This window comes from Staphylococcus nepalensis, assembly GCF_002442935.1.
GTDB classification, from domain to species: Bacteria; Bacillota; Bacilli; order Staphylococcales; family Staphylococcaceae; genus Staphylococcus; species Staphylococcus nepalensis.
Genome location: NZ_CP017466.1, coordinates 1,386,747 through 1,405,470 on the forward strand (window position 1 = coordinate 1,386,747; position 18,724 = coordinate 1,405,470).

The 18,724-nt window shown below is 31.6% G+C and carries 27 protein-coding genes and 1 other annotated feature; of the genes, 26 read left to right on the forward strand and 1 reads right to left on the reverse strand.

Annotated features, from left to right (window positions below):
• The first annotated feature begins 118 nt into the window (after window positions 1-118).
• From BJG89_RS15045 to BJG89_RS06550, 12 genes are all read left to right on the forward strand, one after another.
• On the forward strand, window positions 119-826 hold the full coding sequence (locus BJG89_RS15045) for a prepilin peptidase (protein ID WP_096809285.1): 708 nt from the start codon (window positions 119-121) through the stop codon (window positions 824-826).
• Between the two features lie 179 nt (window positions 827-1,005).
• The gene (locus BJG89_RS06510; protein WP_198401699.1) at window positions 1,006-1,815 is read left to right on the forward strand and encodes an aldo/keto reductase; all 810 of its coding nucleotides are present in this window, start codon (window positions 1,006-1,008) and stop codon (window positions 1,813-1,815) included.
• A 328-nt stretch (window positions 1,816-2,143) separates the two neighbouring features.
• Window positions 2,144-2,965, forward strand: coding sequence for a squalene/phytoene synthase family protein (locus BJG89_RS06515; protein ID WP_096809289.1), 822 nt, complete (start codon window positions 2,144-2,146; stop codon window positions 2,963-2,965).
• Between the two features lie 621 nt (window positions 2,966-3,586).
• The gene (locus BJG89_RS14785) at window positions 3,587-3,727 is read left to right on the forward strand and encodes a DUF2089 family protein (protein WP_096811209.1); all 141 of its coding nucleotides are present in this window, start codon (window positions 3,587-3,589) and stop codon (window positions 3,725-3,727) included.
• A 95-nt stretch (window positions 3,728-3,822) separates the two neighbouring features.
• Window positions 3,823-4,119, forward strand: a complete 297-nt coding sequence (locus tag BJG89_RS06525) for a hypothetical protein (protein WP_096809290.1) — start codon at window positions 3,823-3,825, stop codon at window positions 4,117-4,119.
• A gap of 339 nt (window positions 4,120-4,458) precedes the next feature.
• The gene (locus tag BJG89_RS06530) at window positions 4,459-4,731 is read left to right on the forward strand and encodes a hypothetical protein (RefSeq protein ID WP_125147425.1); all 273 of its coding nucleotides are present in this window, start codon (window positions 4,459-4,461) and stop codon (window positions 4,729-4,731) included.
• 168 nt (window positions 4,732-4,899) lie between these two features.
• The gene (locus BJG89_RS06535) at window positions 4,900-5,760 is read left to right on the forward strand and encodes an AraC family transcriptional regulator (protein ID WP_174221769.1); all 861 of its coding nucleotides are present in this window, start codon (window positions 4,900-4,902) and stop codon (window positions 5,758-5,760) included.
• Window positions 5,761-5,796: 36 nt separating this feature from the next.
• Window positions 5,797-6,015 carry a nucleotidyltransferase domain-containing protein gene (locus BJG89_RS14985; RefSeq protein WP_241966479.1) on the forward strand — a complete coding sequence of 73 codons (219 nt, stop codon included), beginning with the start codon at window positions 5,797-5,799 and terminating at the stop codon, window positions 6,013-6,015.
• Window positions 6,016-6,056: 41 nt separating this feature from the next.
• Window positions 6,057-6,476, forward strand: a complete 420-nt coding sequence (locus tag BJG89_RS14990; RefSeq protein WP_335682194.1) for a DUF4037 domain-containing protein — start codon at window positions 6,057-6,059, stop codon at window positions 6,474-6,476.
• On the forward strand, window positions 6,473-6,616 hold the full coding sequence (locus BJG89_RS14995; RefSeq protein ID WP_308669854.1) for a hypothetical protein: 144 nt from the start codon (window positions 6,473-6,475) through the stop codon (window positions 6,614-6,616). The genes BJG89_RS14990 and BJG89_RS14995 overlap by 4 nt, the downstream gene beginning before the upstream one ends.
• 784 nt (window positions 6,617-7,400) lie before the next feature.
• The gene (gene radC, locus BJG89_RS06545) at window positions 7,401-8,078 is read left to right on the forward strand and encodes a RadC family protein (RefSeq protein ID WP_096809294.1); all 678 of its coding nucleotides are present in this window, start codon (window positions 7,401-7,403) and stop codon (window positions 8,076-8,078) included.
• A gap of 119 nt (window positions 8,079-8,197) precedes the next feature.
• A complete protein-coding gene (locus tag BJG89_RS06550) occupies window positions 8,198-8,473 on the forward strand; it encodes a hypothetical protein (RefSeq protein ID WP_096809296.1) in 276 nt (91 codons plus the stop codon).
• Between the two features lie 53 nt (window positions 8,474-8,526).
• Here BJG89_RS06550 and BJG89_RS06555 read toward each other — a convergent pair whose 3' ends face one another.
• Window positions 8,527-8,706, reverse strand: coding sequence for a hypothetical protein (locus BJG89_RS06555; RefSeq protein ID WP_096809298.1), 180 nt, complete (start codon window positions 8,704-8,706; stop codon window positions 8,527-8,529).
• 147 nt (window positions 8,707-8,853) lie between these two features.
• Between BJG89_RS06555 and BJG89_RS06560 the strand changes: the two genes are divergently transcribed.
• The 14 genes from BJG89_RS06560 to yajC all read left to right on the forward strand — a co-directional run bounded on the left by BJG89_RS06560 (window position 8,854) and on the right by yajC (window position 18,440).
• Complete coding sequence (locus tag BJG89_RS06560) at window positions 8,854-9,312, forward strand: DUF4930 family protein (RefSeq protein ID WP_096809300.1); 459 nt, start codon at window positions 8,854-8,856, stop codon at window positions 9,310-9,312.
• Between the two features lie 67 nt (window positions 9,313-9,379).
• A complete protein-coding gene (locus BJG89_RS14575) occupies window positions 9,380-9,538 on the forward strand; it encodes a hypothetical protein (protein ID WP_170006960.1) in 159 nt (52 codons plus the stop codon).
• Window positions 9,539-10,021: 483 nt separating this feature from the next.
• Entirely contained in the window at window positions 10,022-10,864 is an 843-nt protein-coding gene (gene mreC / locus BJG89_RS06565) for a rod shape-determining protein MreC (protein ID WP_096809302.1), read from the forward strand.
• The gene (gene mreD / locus BJG89_RS06570; protein ID WP_096809304.1) at window positions 10,864-11,388 is read left to right on the forward strand and encodes a rod shape-determining protein MreD; all 525 of its coding nucleotides are present in this window, start codon (window positions 10,864-10,866) and stop codon (window positions 11,386-11,388) included. Before mreC ends, mreD begins: the two co-directional genes overlap by 1 nt.
• 29 nt (window positions 11,389-11,417) lie before the next feature.
• Window positions 11,418-11,491, forward strand: a sequence feature (ribosomal protein L21 leader region).
• 12 nt (window positions 11,492-11,503) lie between these two features.
• Window positions 11,504-11,812: a 50S ribosomal protein L21 gene (rplU, locus tag BJG89_RS06575; RefSeq protein WP_019468505.1), complete on the forward strand. Its 309-nt coding sequence runs from the start codon at window positions 11,504-11,506 to the stop codon at window positions 11,810-11,812.
• Between the two features lie 2 nt (window positions 11,813-11,814).
• Window positions 11,815-12,135, forward strand: a complete 321-nt coding sequence (locus tag BJG89_RS06580) for a ribosomal-processing cysteine protease Prp (protein WP_096809306.1) — start codon at window positions 11,815-11,817, stop codon at window positions 12,133-12,135.
• 11 nt (window positions 12,136-12,146) lie between these two features.
• Window positions 12,147-12,431, forward strand: coding sequence for a 50S ribosomal protein L27 (gene rpmA, locus BJG89_RS06585; protein ID WP_042738496.1), 285 nt, complete (start codon window positions 12,147-12,149; stop codon window positions 12,429-12,431).
• A 130-nt stretch (window positions 12,432-12,561) separates the two neighbouring features.
• A complete protein-coding gene (gene obgE / locus BJG89_RS06590; protein ID WP_096809308.1) occupies window positions 12,562-13,854 on the forward strand; it encodes a GTPase ObgE in 1,293 nt (430 codons plus the stop codon).
• Between the two features lie 11 nt (window positions 13,855-13,865).
• Window positions 13,866-14,321 (forward strand): ACT domain-containing protein, encoded by a 456-nt coding sequence (locus tag BJG89_RS06595; protein WP_096809309.1) that lies wholly within the window; start codon window positions 13,866-13,868, stop codon window positions 14,319-14,321.
• A gap of 12 nt (window positions 14,322-14,333) precedes the next feature.
• Window positions 14,334-14,936, forward strand: a complete 603-nt coding sequence (ruvA, locus tag BJG89_RS06600) for a Holliday junction branch migration protein RuvA (protein WP_096809310.1) — start codon at window positions 14,334-14,336, stop codon at window positions 14,934-14,936.
• Between the two features lie 35 nt (window positions 14,937-14,971).
• Window positions 14,972-15,973, forward strand: a complete 1,002-nt coding sequence (gene ruvB / locus BJG89_RS06605) for a Holliday junction branch migration DNA helicase RuvB (RefSeq protein ID WP_096809312.1) — start codon at window positions 14,972-14,974, stop codon at window positions 15,971-15,973.
• Between the two features lie 2 nt (window positions 15,974-15,975).
• A complete protein-coding gene (gene queA, locus BJG89_RS06610; protein ID WP_096809314.1) occupies window positions 15,976-17,001 on the forward strand; it encodes a tRNA preQ1(34) S-adenosylmethionine ribosyltransferase-isomerase QueA in 1,026 nt (341 codons plus the stop codon).
• Between the two features lie 20 nt (window positions 17,002-17,021).
• The gene (gene tgt / locus BJG89_RS06615; protein ID WP_096809316.1) at window positions 17,022-18,161 is read left to right on the forward strand and encodes a tRNA guanosine(34) transglycosylase Tgt; all 1,140 of its coding nucleotides are present in this window, start codon (window positions 17,022-17,024) and stop codon (window positions 18,159-18,161) included.
• An 18-nt stretch (window positions 18,162-18,179) separates the two neighbouring features.
• Window positions 18,180-18,440, forward strand: coding sequence for a preprotein translocase subunit YajC (gene yajC, locus BJG89_RS06620; RefSeq protein ID WP_019468514.1), 261 nt, complete (start codon window positions 18,180-18,182; stop codon window positions 18,438-18,440).
• Window positions 18,441-18,724 lie beyond the last annotated feature (284 nt).

Consider the following 18,724-nt stretch of genomic DNA (forward strand, 5'->3'; position numbering starts at 1 on the left):
GAGAAACACTGAGTGATTAACTAGCTTTTTCATTGCTCTTTTATATTATAATTTAATAAATGACTTTTTTCTTATAACCTTAAATCAAGGGTGATATAATGAGGACAGGAGGCGAACATTGCTACTACTACTCATCGTATGTCCTATACTGTTTAGTTTTCTTTATCACTTGTGTTTCATGAAAAAATTCAATTTAAAATATTTACTTTTGAGATCTAAATGTGATTTTTGCAACCAACAATTAAAATTTAGAGATATGATACCCGTAGTCAGCTATATTAAACTTTGGGGACGCGCTTCATGCTGCTATCAAAAACTCAATAAGTATTATCTTATCGGCGAAATAACGTCACTTATACCAGCATTTTATTTGCTATTCAGTTTTACCTCTGAAGCGTTAACTTCCTTCTTATTGATATATTTATTTCTTCTTATATTTTCGTTATATGATTTACAAACTTTGTCTATCCCTTTACATATGTATTTAATATTTGCCATTAGTAGTATTTTTATTATTGAGGGAAATGTGTATCAATTTTTAGTCATCACGTTTATACTTCATCTCTTTTATATATGCTTTAAAAGTGCGATTGGTTATGGAGATATTTTAATTTGTGCTCTGTTATCTTATTTATTACCTTACATATATTTTATCAATGTGTTATTTTTAACATTTTTAAGCGGTAGTGTTTTTGCTATCATTTTAGTATTAAAGTTGAAGAAAAGAAAAATTAAAATACCGCTTATTCCTTTTATCTATATCGCTTATTGTATAGAAACGGCGTTAGTACATTTAAAAATGCATGAAGTTAACTTGTTCTATTAATATTTAATTAGGCATTATGAAATTCAAATACAGATTAAAAGGTATTAGAAGTGGGTAAACAATAAATATAACTATTAAAAGGTGAAAATAACAATATTCCCTTACTAATTGAATATTATGAATTGAAAGGAAGTTATATTTTGAGTTTATATGAAAAATTTCTATTAAACGATGGCACGATGCTACCACATATAGGGTTAGGCACTGTTAATGTTCAAGGAGGCATCGGCGTTAAACAATTAGAAAATGCGTTGAATCTAGGTTATAGAGTTATTGATACTTCCACAAACTATAACAATGAAGGTATGGTAGGTGAAGCTATTCGTCGTTCAAGTGTTCCAAGAGAAGACATTTATGTAAGTGCTAAATTACCAGGTTCAAGTCATGAATATGATAAAGCCATTAACCTGATACAAGAGTCGCTTTATAGAACGGGCTTAGATTATTTCGATAAATATTTAGTCCATTGGCCTAATCCTAAACAAGGTAAATATGTGGAAGCTTGGCAAGCCTTAGTAGATGCTCAAAAATATGGATTAATTAAAACAATCGGAGTATCTAATTTCATGCCTGAGCATTTAGATGACATTATTGAAGCAACAGGTGTAACACCTGCAACCAATCAAATAGAAATACAACCATACTTTAATAACAACGCATTAATCCAAGAATGCCTTAAACGCGGTGTATTACCCGAAGCTTGGAGCCCATTAGGTCGTGAAATCAACGATGTGTTAACAAACGATACAATCAAAGAAATAGCTCAAAAATATAACCGTTCAACTGCTCAAATTATCATTAATTGGATAAACCAAAAACAAGTTTTTCCAGTAGTTAAAGCTTCTCAATATATACACCAAACAGATAATTTTAATTACTTGGATTTTGAACTTTCAGAAGATGATATACAAACAATTGACGCTTTAGATAAAGGTGAAGACGGACGCGTCGAAGGACAAAATCCATATGAATATGAAGAGTTTGTATAAAATTGCATAAGTATTATCTTGAACTGTAAAACCAAAGTAAAATTTGATTCGCCAAATTTTAGGAATACAGTTATCATTTAAAAGCGGGATTTGAAATCAACTTACTTATTTTTGATTTCATTCTCGCTTTTTAATTTGTTAAAGAAATATCTATTTATAAATAATTAAAAAAGTACATTGCAAGTCCTACAAAATTAAAAATAACAATTTATACTTAAAATCTACACTTTTCGAAAATGATAGTAATAAAAATAACTTCATCATAGCATATGCTATTTTAATATGTAATAATATGATAATATCAAGAAAAGGGAGGGGAAGACATAAAATGGCAGATAAGAAATTCCCAAAAGATGCTATGCGCGTTTTAAAAGAGACAAGCCGTACGTTTTATATTCCAATAACTTTTTTAGAAAAAGAACTAAAACACTCAGTAGCTTGTGCATATTTAGTTATGCGTGCAATAGATGAAATCGAGGATCATGAAGAAATTGAAAATGACTTAAAACATAGCATGTTAATGCAAATCAGTGAATTACTTAAAGCACCTTTTGATGAAGAAAGATATTTAGAGGTTATTAACCCCGTTAAAGACAAATTACCTGAGGTTACAGTAAGTTTAGGGGATTGGTTGGATGCATGCCCAGATCAAACAAGATCGATAGTTATGGCATCTTCTAGTGAAATGGCATATGGTATGGGAAAATGGGCAAAAGCAAACTGGAGCATTAAAACGCGAGAAGATTTAGACGATTATACATATTACGTAGCAGGGCTTGTAGGTGTAATGCTTTCTCAACTATGGGATTTCTGCGCAGGCGTGAAAACAGATAGAGAGCTAGCAATAGGGTATGGTCGTGGTCTTCAAGCAGTAAATATTTTAAGAAATGAAGAAGAAGATCTTGAGGAGCGAGATGTGAGTTTTGTTCCAGACGATTGGACACGTGAAGACTTATTTGCTTATGCCGAAGAAAACCTAGCAAAAGCTGATGCGTACATGAAAGCAATTCATAAAAGAACTATTTTATTATTCTGTCGGTTACCTTTAGCTTTTGCACATAAAACGCTTAAGGCTATGAAAGACGGGCGCGAAAAAATGACCCGTGAAGAAGTTGAAAAAACTGTAGAAGAAGTAAAAAAAGAAGAATAGTGTTATTTAAAGCGTAGCTATTTCAATTTGTATTTTATACATTTGAAAGCAGACTATGCTTTTTTAAGTGGTTGATTGAAATATTAGCAACAGAAAAATCTTGTATATTTTATGGGAAGAAAGAAGATAAATTTATGAATAGAACGACAGTGTTGAATCTTTTGATTTTTATATTAATAATCAATATAAAAATATAATAACGATACTAGTTATTTAAATAAACATAAATTTAAATCGAAATAACAAGGTTCGAATTGAATATTTGAGTCTTGTTTAATCATAAAAAATTAGTTTACTCTTATTTTATAGTTTTTTTAGCCGAAAATCTATAAAGATAATCTCTATCTTTTGGAAGTAATTGAGAAAACACAACATCTAGTACCATAATAAAAATATTTGGAGTAAGTAAGGTTCTTTATTTTTGTATTAGTAAATTCATTCTTCATTAAATATATAAAATGAATTTTATACTTAAATATTATTAATAAATAGTTCAATTATATTTAAGTATAATTGGACTTTATTGAAAAAATTGTTAATGTGCCTGATAGGGAGCGGTTTGATTGAACAATAATGATATATCTAAATGGATAAAAATTTAGAAAAATCAGATTTTAATTCATTAAAAACTTTGTTTTAAACTCTGGATCATTAAAAGCTTTAGCTAAATATTATGAAGTTTCATATCCAACAGTGAGGCAACGGTTAAATAATGTAATTGCAAGTATAGAATCAGTCCAAGACAACGAGAATGTTCATTAGTAAACTAAGAAAGCTAGCGATTGAAAAAAATTAGGCTGGAATGATGCTAAACAATTATTAGAAATTTATAATAATGTAAAGGAGAGCGAATAGATTTGGATAACTTCATGATATTTTTACCAGTTATTTTATATGCGATTTTATTTGCTATACAATACTTCTTATCCAAAACAGGAAATAAGTTAGTGGGGGCCATCGTACCATTCTTATTTGTAATGGCGCTTATATATTTGTATTCAACAGAAAAATTAGGATTAAATATTTGGGGAACTTTAATATTTGGCGTTATTGGTCTTTTATTCCTTTTAGGTCAATGGGAAAATGCTCAAAAAGATAATAAGAAAAAAGCGCAAAAAGAATTACATAAGATGGAAGGAAAGGACCTAAGTTAACATTATATGTAGTTATAGTTAATTAAAGGAGTACAAATAATAAAATCTTTGTTTTGTATTTCGGTAAAAAGAAGTATTTCAATTATATTTAAAAAACTACACATATTAAAAACTAGAAAAGTTAAAAAAATATATTCATATAAGTTATATAGCCAATCAACTTAATTGAATTAACAAAACAGAATTTAAAAACGAACGAAAAGTAATTTAAAAATAGAATGATTTTGGCAGTGTGAATTTAAATTTTGGAAGTGAGGGCACCATAAATAAAGAAACACAAAATATGGCTATGAAATCATTAAATGCTACGTTAAAAAACTAGAAAAAGCTTATATGAGCATGAAGGTTAAAGGTGCAAATACAATCCTTGTAAAAAGAAAGAGAAATGCTTTTGCAGTAGCTTTAAATTTTTTAAGCAATGATTGGGGAAATATTGATTTTAACTATATAGACGAAGATATTGTTTTAGCAATTGAGGCGTTATATTCTTTAAAACTTTCAATTCAAAGACAGATTGATAAAACCGAAGCCCGTAATAGTCAAAAAACACTGAATGAACGACGATTATTAGCGATAAATTTAGGAATTAAATCTATGGAGAAAAGAATATAATTTTTAATTACACACGTTTTTGCTTGATTGGTTGCAAGGTGACGAGCTATGAGTGGCTAAATTTTGCCGCTCTTTTTTAATATAGCAGCATATACGATTATTTTTATATATAAATTGTCGAGTAATCATTTTAGTCATTAGTTATTATAAAGTTGAAAGGTGATGGATATGATTTTAAATGAATTAAACAAATCTATAGATTATATAGATGAAAATTTAACTAAGGAATTAAATTTATTAGATATATCAAATTTTGTTGGTTTACCTGCACAACACTATAGAAATTTATTTATATTCTTAAGTGGTATTGGATTATCTGAATACATTAAAAAAAGAAAATTATATTTTGCTAATAAAGATTTGCTGAATAATGAGTCAGTAACAAATGTGGCTACAAAATATGGTTATTCAATGGATGGTTTCACTAGAACTTTTAAGGCTTGGAGCGGATATTTGCCATCTCAAATTCATGAAAATCAAGTATTAATTTCATATCCAAAACTTTCATTTTTTGTTAATGTTACGGGAGGAATAAATATGAAAACTAGAATTGTACAACAACCAAAATTTAATATAGTAGGAATTCAAAAACGTGTACCTATGCAATTTGAAGGTGTTAATAAAGACATTGATCAATTAGCAAATAGTATAACTGAACAACAAAAAAAAGAAATGCACCATTTACAAGATATGGAACCAAAAGAAATTGTAAATGTTTCTTACAACGCTGATGAAGATTTCACTAAAGAAGAAGGTTATTTGACTCATATGGTAGGCGTTTTAACTACTAAAAATGATATAAGCAGTCAAATGGATGTTATTCATTTCAATGAAAGCAAATGGGTCGTATTTGAAAATGAAGGTGAATTTCCAAAAACTTTACAAGACACTTACGCGAAAATATACTCTGAATGGCTACCAGACACAGAATATACATTATCTGATGTACCGATGTTTTCTTTTACGAAGTTTGATAGTTCAAATAATGATTTTGCTTATAGCGAAATATGGGTAGCAGTTAGTCATTAAATTATTAAATGAACACTAACGCAAGGAGGTGTTAGTTTGGATATTGTAGACAATGTAATAAATAATATAAAAAATGAGTTGGTTGGAGTTCCGGGTATAGTAGGCGATGTTTTAGGCGGTTCTAGGGCAAGAGGAACCCATAGTGCTGATTTCGATATTGATATTGGATTTTATTATGATGAGTCTAAAGAATTTAATATTAATGATATCGAAAATATTGCCTTTAATTTAAATGATGAAAAAAGAAGCATTTAATATCTAATTTGGGAGAATGGATTGATGGCGGTGGTTCGTTAGTGATAGATGGCTATCATGTAGATATTATTTTTCGAGATATTGAAAAGTTAAGACAAGTTATTAATGAATCTTTAGAGGGAAATGTTTCAATTCACTACCAAACTGGCCGCCCCCATGGTTATTTAAATGTTATGTATATGGGAGAACTGTCCATATCACAAATTTTATTAGATTCTAAAAGAATATTGAAAGCATTAAAAAATCGAATAGAGATTTATCCGGAAAAAATGAAACATGCTATTATATCATTTTTCTTATTTGAATCATCTTTTTCTTTGATGTTTATTGAAGCCAACGTAGATAAACAAGATAGTTTTTATGTAACGAGTCATTGCTTTAGAAGTATAGCTTGTTTAAATCAAGTTATTTTTGCAAAAAACAACGCATATTGTATTAATGAAAAAAAGTGTTTTTTATGATTCAAGCATTTATAAACAAACCAGAAAAGTATAAAGAAAGCGTTGAATCAGTTATTACTTTGATTTCAAGTGACTCCGAAAAAATGAAGAAAGCTGCAAAAGATTTAAAGGATTTAGTCGAAGAAGTTAAATCTTTATAGCTTTATATCTTTGTGTAATCGAATTAGGTTAAAGTCCTTTGTTGGCGTTATATTATTAAACAAACATTTTTAAAACAAGGTATATCCCATATGGAAAAGATGGATTTTTTATATAAAAAATATACGCTATGCCTAGGGTGCAAACTGTCGGCAAAGTCTCCGACTTTGTTGGCAGTTTTTTGTGCACGCTTTCCGCGAGCACTATCTTATACTGTAGTCTTCGGCTAGTGCTCTTCCAGCAGGAGCCGGCCTAAATCACTGCCAATATTATACGGAAAATATTATAATATATATAAACTAAACAGCGGTGATGTTTATTAAATTACACGAAAGGCCCTTATTTCTTTATACTAAAATACATCATTTGTAACGATTTTATAACGTGCTGAAGCTCGAGAGAATAGTACGAGTGAGAAACTATAGGTTCGAACCATACTTCAGGCAGGCATGCATAGCCAAAATCGTAAGATATTAAATAATAAGAGAGCTAATACCTAAAGGGTTAGCTCTCTTATTATGAGCATGCGAATTTATATCTCAACTTACTTTTTCATCATTATTAAAAATATATTTGAGTGATTTTAATATATAAAGTAAATACTTGTTGTAACGAACTCTCAATTTTAAAATTAATGAAAAAACTGTCAACAACCGATATTAACTGTAGTAAAATAAATGTATATAAATCATGCGCTCTTCTAAATCCTTCTACCATAAATCGTAATGTCCCATTTTTTAAACAAATCTTTTTCATAATAATATAATAAATAGGAGCTGTTGTTTATTGAGAATAAATGAGCTTGCGGATCATCAGAAACCAAGGGAACGTATGTTAAGCCATGGTGCAGCACGTTTGTCGCACGCGGAATTATTAGCTATTTTAATTAATACAGGTAGAAAAGGGTGTTCAAGTTTAGATATAGCTAATGAATTGTTAAAATCAGTAGGTAGCTTAAAAGAATTAAAAGGGTTATCTGTAAATGATTTGAATAAAATAAAAGGTGTAGGTATATATAAAGCGCTCATATTGAAAGTAGCATTTGAGCTTGGTGAGCGCATGCATTCTGGAAGCGTTGATGACAAAATTCAAATCACTAGTCCTAAAGACGTGGCAGATTTTATGATGGGGAAGATGGAACATTTAACACAAGAAAAATTTATTGCGCTTTTCTTAAATTCCAAAAACGTCATTATAAAAAAGAAAACAATATTTATTGGTACTTTAAATTCTTCAATTGTACATCCACGTGAAATTTTTAGTGAAGCAATCAAATGTGCAAGCAACGCAATTATCGTACTTCATAATCATCCCTCGGGTGATACAACGCCTTCGAAAGAAGATATCAAAACGACTGCACGGTTAAGAGAATGTGGCGCACTTTTAGGTATAGACTTATTAGATCATTTAATTATAGGCGATCATGAATATCTGAGTATGGTGGAAGCGGGTTACTTTGATTAAATTTCAAAATATTTTGTAGTTTTTAAAATAATATTTTCATCACTATATTTGTAAAGATAGCCGTGATATATTTAATTATTATAGTGCATTTGATGTTCTTCGATGCGGGAGGTTAAATATTGGAAAGCATTCTGTTAGTAGCATTATTATTACCTATTATATATTTAATGCAAATTATTAAAATGAAACAAATTATTAGAATGAAGCATGTATATGTTACAGTTATCGTTTCAACGATTGGCGTTACAATTTCTACATTGATACTCAATATGGTAAAAGACTATAATACTTCCTATTTTATTGTTTTACTAAGTGGTATCATTGTTGGGGTAGTATGGGCATTATTATTATGTGGATGTTATTATTGTTATCAAGTCCTTACAAATAGACGTTAGTTTTGCATACATAAAAAGCGCTTAATGGACAAAAGTCTATAAGCGCTAAAATTTTAATTTATAAAATTGAAAAATTGATTATAGTTTTCCATTAACCAAAGAATCCCTTGGTATCCAAGGTAAATACATAATACAATTATACCAATATATATTAAAAATCTTAAAAGTGATAAGCCTACTCTAAATAATAAGATAACTAAGAGTGCAAGCAGGATTATAGATAAAATACTCATTGTCTATTCACTCCCTTTAAATATATTTTAATATTAATGCATAATACATGCATCAGTCTATAGTTAAGATATAAATACACCTATAGTCTGATGATAATTATAATTTAAAATACTATAATTTTGATGAATAAAATAGGAGGATGGTTCATGCGTTTTATATTTAGCATTATCAAAAATATTATAGCAATTATAGCAATTATAGTAATTGTATTTTTCGCGCTCAAATATGCTCCTTTTTTAAAAGATCAAGATTGGAATCCAGTGCATGAAGATGAATCATCCCTACAAAAAAATGCTAATGAAGGACATCTTACTGGTGGACAAAGATATTCAGTTGAAGATAACGATATATTAAACAACGTTCCGCTAAGCCAAACTAAAAACATGTTTGATTGGATTGATAAACGTGAATTTATGTCGGTCTCTGGTATTCAGAGAATGGGATACAACGATGCTTATTTAGCTGGACAGCGTGGAGATGAATTTATAATTTATAAGTTTGGATCTGACTCTATGAGAGTATATAAAACTGAAATAGAAATGAATCAAGACCTTAATCAATTAGGTGAAAATATAGAGCTCAAGCCTACTTCTTATTATGAGTAGTGCGTTTGAATTCTAACAAGAAATAAGTTAGCCTTAAGAAAGTAATATGAAAAGGTTGGTGTTTAATATGAGTGAAAAATCTAATGAAAAAAAAGCGGATGAACAAGCAAAAGCGCAAAATTTATTTGCTCGTTGGCGAAAAGAAGAAACATTATATAAAGATGATGAAAAGGAATCTAATAAATCAAGTGACTCTCAAACATCATCAGATGAAGAAAAACAATAAAAATATTTGTTAAAAAAGACGCAGGAAAGTGGCTAGTATGATACGTAGATCGATCAATAGTAATAAACTAGTTTCTGTATTATGTAGTAACAATGTGGTTGAGGCCATAGATATACATAAGAGTGAGTATATGAAATCAATTCAGCAACGATTGGTTTTTGCTCACTCTTATTTTTTATAAAAGAATAAAACTGGTCCAAAATATAATTAGAGTTTAAGCTATGTTTACTATTTTGCATATTACTCTCATCAATAATTAATTTTAGTGTCTAAATTAATACTAAATAATACACTATTCACCGCAATTATTGCTATAATACTAGATATCATTATGTTTGAATACAAAATAAATAGGGCTTGTGTCTTTTTGATTCACAAGTAAATTTTGTTTTATATTCTTAACGTTCGCGCTTTATTTCATTTATGTAGTAATATAAAATGATAAGAAGAAGATAAAATAGTTGGTTAATAGAGGTGTTTAGGTTGTCAAAGTTTTTTAGAAACAACAAATTGATTGTCATATTATGTGCAATCATCGTGTTTATCGCCTTAATTGGTGTATCATTGCGATCGCAATCACAATCGTATGTTGAACAGTACGTAGGGGATACAGTGGCTTTTGGTCAAAAAGCCGTAAGTTATCCTGTTCATTTTATTACTGGGTCAATAAACAATATTTTTTCGAATGGTGATTCAAAAAATCAATCAAACAAAATTAAACAGTTAGAAGCAGAAAATGAAAGATTAAAGTCAGAAAATAAAAAGTATAAAAAAGAATTAGATATAGAAGATATATCTAAATTCGAACCGATTTCTAGTACAGTTTTATCTAGAAACCCCGATCAATGGATGAACACCTTAGTTATTAATCAAGGTAAAAAAGATGGGATTAAAAACAACATGGCAGTAATGACTTCAGACGGTTTAGTTGGTCGTATATCTAAAGTGAACCAATTCTCTTCTCAAGTGGATTTAATATCAACTAACACTAGAGCTAACCGTTTGTCAGTTAATATCCAACATGATGATAAAAATGTGTTCGGCCTTATTGATCATTATGACTCAAAAACGGAAGAACTCGTTATTTCAGATATAAATAATAAAGACAGTGTTAAAAAAGGAGACAAAGTTGTTACAAGCGGTTTAGCTGATCAACTTCCAACAGGTTTATACATAGGCGAAGTATCTAAGGTAGAAAATGATGAATATGGATTATCTAAAGAGGTTAGAGTGAAGACTGGTACTGATTTAGCTGATTTAAGTCATGTTTATGTAGCAAAAAGAAACCCTAATACAGTACCTGATACCGAAAGTGGTGAGAATTAATGAGAGCTTTTTACTACTTTATAATTGGTATTATCCTCTTTTATGTAGATACTGCAATCGCACTTGTTATACCTATGCAAATCTCTGGGAAAGAAATTATATTCGTGCCGCACTTAACCATCATGTACATTTTGATCATGAGTGTTTACAGAAGCGCTGGTGTGGCCGTTATATTGTCGGTCGTGTTCGGACTTATGACTGATTTATATTTTGGTAGTTTTTACGGGCTGTATTTATTTGGTTACATATTATTAGTTGTGATTATGGATTTCTTCTTTAAAGTGTTTTATAGAGATCATTCAATGCTGTTTGCTATTATTCTATTGAGTACGATCGTATTAGAAATGTATGCAGCAATTATATATAGCGTATTAGGCTTAGTCCATTTTAACCTATTTGAGTTTATTGTTTTTAGATTAGTACCTACACTTATACTAAACTTTATTTTGTTAATTATTTTATACCCACTAATTGCAAAATTTCTTGAAAAACTGCAATTGAAGATTGACAGTAAAAGGTCGTAATGCTAAAATGCAGTAGTTGAGTAGTTTCTAGCTACATACAACCGCTCGGATTCAGGTTTAAGTACATTGGTGTCACCTGGATTTGGCGTGACTTAAATTATAGGAGGTGCAAAGTATGTTTGCTATTATTGAAACAGGTGGAAAACAAGTAAAAGTTGAAGAAGGACAAGAAATTTTCGTCGAAAAATTAGACGTAAATGAAGGTGATTCTTTCACTTTTGATAAAGTACTATTTGTAGGTGGAGATTCAGTTAAAGTTGGCGCGCCAACAGTTGAAGGTGCAACAGTTACTGCAACAGTAAATAAACAAGGTCGCGGTAAAAAAATCACTGTTTTCACTTACAGACGTCGTAAAGACTCTAAACGTAAAAAAGGTCACCGTCAACCTTACACTAAATTAACAATCGACAAAATCAACGCGTAATTATGATTAATGTAGATATTACATTGAACGATTCGGGTCAAGTAACGGATGTTATCATGGACGGCCATGCCGAACATGGCGAGTATGGTTATGATATCGTATGTGCCGGAGCATCTGCAGTTATTTTTGGCAGTGTTAATGCTATAATAGGATTAACCTCTGAGAAACCTGATATTGATTACAGTGAAGACGGCGGACACTTTCATGTCAGAAGTGTCGATACGAATAATGAACAAGCGCAATTAATTCTTCAAGCAATGTTAGTTTCCTTGCAAACCATTGAGGAAGAATACAATGAAAATATTAGATTAAATTATAAGTGAGGTGCAACCAAATGTTAAAATTAAACTTACAGTTCTTCGCATCTAAAAAAGGGGTAAGTTCTACAAAAAACGGACGTGACTCTGAGTCTAAACGTTTAGGTGCTAAACGTGCTGATGGTCAATACGTTACTGGCGGTTCTATTTTATTCCGTCAACGTGGTACTAAAATTTATCCTGGTGAAAATGTTGGTCGCGGTGGCGACGATACATTATTCGCTAAAATCGACGGCGTTGTTAAATTTGAACGTAAAGGTCGAGACAAAAAACAAGTTTCTGTTTATGCAGCAGCTGAGTAATTTTTGTTAATGTTAACACCAGAAGTGATGACTTCTGGTGTTTATTTTTTGTCTTTATTTTCTAGTTATCTAGAAAATGCTATAATATAAAAGATATGTAAATTAAGTTTTATAAAAAAGAGGTGAAATCATGTTTGTCGATCAAGTTAAAATATCACTTAAAGCAGGTGATGGCGGTAATGGTATAACTGCCTATAGAAGAGAAAAATATGTGCCATTTGGTGGTCCGGCTGGTGGCGACGGCGGTGACGGTGCTTCAATTGTTTTTGAGGTGGATGAAGGTCTAAGAACACTATTAGATTTTAGATACCAAACACATTTCAAAGCTAAAAGAGGCGAAGGTGGCCAGAGTAGTAATATGCACGGTAAAAATGCTGAACACTTAGTTTTAAAAGTACCACCAGGCACGATTATTAAAAGTGTTGATACTGAAGAAGTGTTAGCTGATTTAGTAGAAAACGGGCAACGCGCAACAGTAGCTAGAGGCGGCAGAGGAGGCCGTGGTAATTCACGTTTCGCTTCTCCGAGAAACCCAGCGCCTGATTTCAGCGAGAATGGCGAGCCAGGAGAAGAAATCGAGGTTACTTTAGAATTAAAATTACTGGCGGATGTCGGATTAGTTGGTTTCCCAAGTGTAGGTAAATCTACGTTATTGTCTACAGTTTCAAAAGCAAAACCCAAAATCGGCGCTTATCACTTTACGACGATCAAGCCTAATTTAGGCGTGGTATCTACGAAAGATAATAGAAGTTTTGTGATGGCAGATTTGCCTGGGCTTATTGAAGGGGCTTCTGAAGGCATTGGATTAGGACATCAATTTTTAAGACATGTGGAAAGAACTAAAGTTATTGTGCATATGATTGATATGAGTGGTTCTGAAGGTCGTGACCCTTATGAAGATTATCGAGTAATTAATGAAGAATTAAAAGCGTATGAGCATAGATTGGAAGACAGACCACAAATTGTTGTAGCTAATAAAATGGATATACCTGAAGCAGAGGAAAATCTAGCTATTTTTAAAGAAAAACTCAATGACGAACATATCCGTATTGTGCCGTTATCAACAGTTATGCATGACCATATAGATGAATTATTATACGCTATTGCTGAGACATTAGAAGAAGTGAAAGATATTGATTTCAATAAAGAGGAAGAAGATCTAGGCGTAAATAGAGTAGTTTATAAACATACGCCTAGTCAAGACGCGTTTACAATTACGAGAGATGATGATGCCGCTTATGTCGTAAGAGGTAAAGCAATTGAAAGAATGTTCAAAATGACAGACTTTAATAGCGATCCAGCTGTAAGACGTTTTGCTCGTCAAATGCGTTCGATGGGCATCGATGACGCCTTGCGTGCACGTGGATGTAAAAATGGAGACATTGTAAGAATACTTGGCGGAGAATTCGAATTTGTAGAATAGGAGTGCTTAATATGGACAAAAAAGAAAATAAAAGGTTTTATTTAATCCGTGAAGATGTATTACCAGAATCAGTAGTCAAAACTTTACAAATAAAAGAAGTTTTGAAAAACAATCCATCATTGTCCATATTTGAAGCAGTTAAACAATTTGATTTATCTAGAAGTGCATTTTATAAATATCGAGATACTATCTTTCCTATAGATGAAAAACTAGAAGAAACAAGAGAGTTTACTTTGATATTGTATGTCAATGATATTATAGGCATGTTAGCTGAAGTCTTAAATACACTTTCTAAATTAAATTTGTCAGTGTTAACGATTCATCAAAGTATACCAATGGATGGTAGAGCAACTATTACGCTATCGTTAGACGGTAAAGATACAGATTTAGAAATTGATGAAGTGATGGAATCATTAAACATGATTGAGCATATTTCTAATGTTGAATTAATTAGTATGACTATATAAGGAAGTGTGACTGTGTACGCATATATTAAAGGAACATTAACTGTTTTAAATCCTACACACGTAGTGCTTGAAGCTGCTGGTGTAGGTTATGAAATTCAAACACCCAATTCATATCGTTTTCAAAAATATAAAGACCAAGATATATTAATTCATACATCGTTGATTGTAAGAGAAGATGCACAACTACTTTATGGTTTTTATAACCAAGAAGAAAAAGACATGTTTCTCAGTTTGATTAAAGTTACTGGCATTGGACCGAAATCAGCTTTAGCAATTTTAGCTAGTAGTTCACCAAACGAAGTTAAAATAGCGATTGAAAACGAAAATGATGCTTATTTAACAAAATTCCCCGGGATAGGTAAAAAAACTGCTCGCCAAATTGTTTTGGATCTTAAGGGTAAAGTTCAAGTGACTGAAGAAGATAGCGGTCAATTATTAAATGCGAATCAAAACGGACATCAAAATTCTGAAAGCGTAAAAGAAGCCTTACTTGCTTTAGAGGCATTAGGATATTCTAAGAGAGAACTTAATAAAGTAGAAAAAACATTAAACAAAGAAACTTTTGAATCTGTAGATGATGCTGTTAAGCGAGGTTTGCAGTTACTTATATCTTAGTTTTTTGTTGAATTTTAGTGAAGGGGGAATGATCAATGGATGATAGAATGGTAGATCAATCTATGCACGAAGAGGAATCATCATTTGAATTATCTTTAAGGCCAGAAAGATTGCGTCAATATATAGGACAATCAACGATTAAATCAAATTTAGAAGTTTTTATAAAAGCAGCTAAAATTAGGCAAGAACCGTTAGACCACGTTCTATTATTTGGCCCCCCTGGATTAGGAAAAACGACTTTATCTAATATTATTGCCAATGAAATGGAAGTTAATATTAGAACAATTTCTGGTCCCTCTATTGAACGCCCAGGTGACTTAGCAGCTATTCTTTCTAGTTTGCAACCCGGAGACGTATTGTTCATCGACGAAATCCATAGATTAAGTAGCGTAGTTGAAGAAGTGTTATACCCAGCTATGGAAGATTTTTTCTTAGATATTGTTATTGGCAAAGGGGAAGAAGCACGAAGTATACGTATAGATTTACCGCCTTTTACATTGATTGGTGCCACGACTAGAGCGGGTAGTTTAACAGCACCTTTACGTGATAGATTCGGCGTTCATCTCAGATTGGAATATTATAAAGAACCTGAATTAAAAGAAATTATCATTCGTACAGCAGAGGTATTAGGCACATCTATTGATGATGAAAGTGCAATAGAATTAGCTAAGAGAAGTAGAGGTACCCCAAGAGTTGCTAATCGATTATTAAAGCGTGTAAGGGATTTCCAACAAGTTAAAGAAGATGAATTGATTAGTATCGGTACGACGAAACAATCACTAGCATTGCTACAAGTAGATGATGAAGGGTTAGATTATATCGATCATAAAATGATGAATTGTATATTAGAACAATATAATGGTGGACCTGTTGGTTTAGATACAATTGCTGTTTCTATTGGTGAAGAACGCGTTACAATAGAAGATGTTTATGAACCGTTTTTAATACAAAAGGGATTTATCGAACGTACACCTAGAGGGCGTAAAGCAACAGCTTATGCCTATGAACACTTTAGTAAGGATAGAAAGAAGGAATAGTTTTGGATATTGAATCTTTTGATTACCATTTACCAGAATCATTAATTGCACAAACCCCTTTAAAAAATAGAGATGAGAGTAGATTGCTTGTCCTTGGAAGAAAAACGGGAGATATTGAACATAAATACTTTAAAAATGTAATTGACTATTTACAAGCTGGAGATACATTAGTACTCAATGATACGAGAGTTATGCCAGCGCGCTTATTTGGCTTAAAAGAAGAAACTGGTGCGAAAGTAGAAATGTTGATGCTTACACAACTTGAAGACGATGATTGGGAAGTATTATTGAAACCAGCGAAAAGAATAAAAACAGGGGATAAATTATCATTCGGTGATGGTAAAATAATAGCTGAATGTGTGGAAGAATTAAATCAAGGCGGACGCATTATGCGCCTTGATTATGATGGTATATTACAAGAGCGATTAGATGAACTAGGTGAAATGCCATTACCACCATATATAAAAGAGCGGTTAGATGACCCAGATCGTTATCAGACAGTATATGCTAAAGCCTCAGGATCAGCTGCTGCTCCAACGGCTGGACTCCATTTTACAGATGAATTACTTGAACAGATCAAAGCTAAAGGCGTGAATATAACTTTTATTACGTTGCATGTAGGATTAGGTACATTTAGACCTGTAAGTGTTGAAAATATAGATGATCATGAAATGCATAGCGAATATTATCAGATGGATCAAGAAACAGCTGATTTGTTAAATGAGACAAAAGCGAAAGGTCATCGTGTCATTTCAGTAGGTACGACATCTACTAGAACTTTAGAAACAATAAGAGCATCTCATAATGAATTTGTAGCAGATAGTGGTTGGACTGATATTTTTATTTTTCCTGGCTTTGAATTTAAAGCGATAGATGGATTAATCACAAATTTCCATTTACCGAAATCAACGTTAGTCATGTTAGTTTCTGCATTTAGTACAAAAGATTATATTTTAAATGCGTATCATCAAGCCGTGAAATCTGAGTATAGATTCTTTAGTTTTGGCGATGCAATGTTAATTATTTAGGGAATGAAAGGAGCATTTGTATGCCTGCGGTAACATATGAACATATTAAAACATGTAAACAATCTGGAGCTAGATTAGGCATTGTACATACGCCACATGGGTCATTTGAAACACCCATGTTTATGCCCGTAGGTACAAAAGCTACAGTTAAAACGATGAGTCCAGAAGAACTACATCAGATGGAAGCGAAAATTATATTAGGAAACACATATCATTTGTGGTTACAACCAGGAAATGATATTATCAAAAAGAGTGGGGGATTACATCAGTTCATGAACTGGAATGGTCCAATACTGACAGATTCAGGTGGTTTTCAAGTATTCAGTTTAAGTAATTTACGAAAAATTACTGAAGAAGGTGTTGAATTCCGTCATCATACAAATGGTTCTAAACTATTTTTGAGTCCTGAAAAATCAATGCAGATTCAAAATGATTTAGGTTCAGATATTATGATGGCATTTGATGAATGCCCGCCTATGCCAGCTGAATATAAGTACGTGAAAGATTCAATCGAAAGAACAAGTAGATGGGCCGCTAGATGTTTACAAGCACATCAAAGACCTGAAGATCAAGCATTATTTGGTATTATTCAAGGCGGAGAATATAAAGATTTAAGACAACAAAGTGCCGAAGAATTAGTAGCATTGGATTTTCCTGGATATGCCATTGGAGGTTTATCAGTAGGGGAACCAAAACCTGTAATGTACGATATGGTATCACATACACAACAATTTATGCCTAAAGATAAGCCACGTTATTTAATGGGTGTGGGATCGCCAGATGCATTAATAGAATGCAGCATTAGAGGTATGGATATGTTTGACTGTGTTTTACCAACACGTATTGCACGTAATGGTACATGTATGACTTCACATGGCCGTGTGACTATTAAAAATGCTAAATACGCAGAAGATTTAGGCCCGCTTGATGAAAATTGTGACTGCTATACTTGTAAAAATTATAGTAGAGCTTACATAAGACATTTGATAAAAGCAGAAGAAACTTTTGGTATCCGTCTTACTACTTATCATAATTTACATTTCTTGCTGAAATTAATGGAAAACATTCGACAAGCTATTCGCGATGATCGTTTACTTGATTTTAAAGAAGAATTTTTTGAACAGTATGGACTTAATGTAGAAAACCCAAAAAACTTTTAAAAAGGGAGAAATAACTTTATGCAATTTACTTCATTGATATTACCGATTTTATTATTAGTATTAATGTGGTTCTTCTTAATTAGACCACAACAGAAAAAGGCAAAAGAGCATCGTGAAATGATAAGTCAAATTTCATCTGGTCAACATGTAACAACTATTGGTGGCATCAAAGGCACTGTACGTAGCGTCGATGAAACAACTGTTGTATTAACTTTAAATGGTAATGGCACTGAAATTACTTTAGAAAAACCAGCAATTAAACAAGTTGATCCATCATAAAATTGATAATTACGAACTGATATTTACTATCAGTTCGTTTTTTGTTTAATAAAAACCTAAAGTTATTGGACTTTGGAGTCATAGTTGGTGTTATAATAAAAGATAGACAAAATCGCATAAATAACGAAACTAAATAAACATTACATATGAAGCACTTACATTTAAAAAGTAATTACAAATAGGTTAAGTTTGTTTTTACACTAAATGTAATATGTTAAAATATGAAAGGTTATTTAGAAAAGTTTAATCAATTTATTAAACGTAGAGAAACGCGATTGAATTTG